The sequence below is a fragment of the Moraxella sp. genome (assembly GCF_024227015.1).
Lineage (GTDB): Bacteria > Pseudomonadota > Gammaproteobacteria > Pseudomonadales > Moraxellaceae > Moraxella.
Map to the genome: position 1 here is coordinate 1 of NZ_JAAELD010000279.1, position 644 is coordinate 644.

The 644-nt window shown below is 45.3% G+C and carries 1 protein-coding gene; it reads right to left on the bottom strand.

From position 1 onward, the window contains the following. Positions 1 to 396: 396 nt before the first annotated feature. Positions 397 to 644: TrmO family methyltransferase (locus GY683_RS06435; protein ID WP_297287959.1), on the bottom strand; the 248-nt coding region annotated here is incomplete at its 5' end.

Consider the following 644-nt stretch of genomic DNA (forward strand, 5'->3'; position numbering starts at 1 on the left):
TCAATAGCATAAAGGGTGCTCAATCAAGGGAATGCTCATAATTTGCTTGCCATCTAAAAGGCGGTTGGGATATGAATGCGACATTGAATGAAAATTTCGTACCCGTTCACGGGGTTTTAAACGATCAATGTATTGCAAACTACTGCTCTGTAAGCGTTTACAGGGTGCCGTAGATGCAAGGCGCCGGGTGCGCAGACGTACCTGTTGTACTTCAAGTGCAAAGGTAACAAAGCAGATGCGGTGCCCTGTGAACGCTTACCAAATAATAAATATCCATTTGCCTTCGGGATCATCTACAGCGTTCGTGCGATACAGTTCGTAGCCTGGCAAACCCGTTTTTTATATTCCAGTGCGGTTTGCCGCATTATGTTGCTTTGATCCATATGGTATACGATTTTATTCTCGGTATTGCGGCTTTGGGCGAACAGGAATTTTTCCAACCCAACCGTTATTGGCGGTTTCAAATAGGTCAAATCTTGGAATATAGGGTTTGATGTCAATAAGCGGCGTCTCATCCAGTACATCTATTCCGCTGACACCAAGGATGTTCCGCCTTCTTTCTTCAAGCTTTACGATTGAAATGCCGATGCCATTTGGTCTGCACGGATGACGTGATGCAAATACCCCATGGGGTGCGTCATCCA